The organism is Falsiroseomonas oryzae (assembly GCF_027856955.1).
Lineage (GTDB): Bacteria > Pseudomonadota > Alphaproteobacteria > Acetobacterales > Acetobacteraceae > Falsiroseomonas > Falsiroseomonas oryzae.
In genome coordinates this window covers 1-593 of record NZ_JAPSMD010000995.1, presented here as the reverse complement: position 1 = coordinate 593, position 593 = coordinate 1, and the positions used below count along the sequence as shown (strand labels likewise).

Sequence of the window (593 nt, the reverse complement as noted above, 5' to 3'; positions counted from 1 at the left end):
CCGGCCGCGCGCAGTGCCAGCCCGGCGCCGCCCGGCCTGATCGCGATCTCGGCCTGATCCAGCGCCAGGACGCGCGGCGTGCCGGGCAGCGTGATGCGGGCGCGCTCGATGCGCAGCGTCTCCACCGCCAGCCGCGGCGCGCGGCCGCCGCGTGGGTCCCCGGCCGCGCCGCCGAGGCCGAAGGGCAGGCCCTGGGCGAGATCGATGTTGGTGTCGGATAGCGTCACCTCGCGGATCTCGACCCGGCCGGACAGCAGCGGCAGCCAGGCGAAGGCGACGTCCAGCCGCCCGACGCGCGCGACACGCGGCGCCGCGCTGTCGGCCACGTCGCCGATGGTCGCGCCCGTCACACTGACCATGGGCGAGAGGGAGGGGCGCAGCGACACCTTGCCGATGGTGACGGCACGCCCGCTGGCGCGTTCCAGCGCGGCCTCGATGCGCGACGTGAAGCTGCCGCGCTCCAGCGCGGCCAGCAGCGCGGCGGTGCCGCCCACCGCCGCCAGCGCCAGCACGACAGCCAGGCCAAGCAGCCGCGGCAGCCAGCGCCGCGTCACGGCACGGCCGCGCGCATCGTCGCGAACAGTGCCAGCACC

The 593-nt window shown here is 77.2% G+C and carries 1 protein-coding gene; it reads right to left on the bottom strand.

Features of this window, described 5'->3' with window-relative positions; translation table 11 throughout:
• A partial coding sequence (locus tag OZN99_RS33145; protein WP_270939409.1) for an AsmA family protein occupies window positions 1-554 on the bottom strand: 554 nt, incomplete at its 3' end.
• Window positions 555-593: the final 39 nt, after the last annotated feature.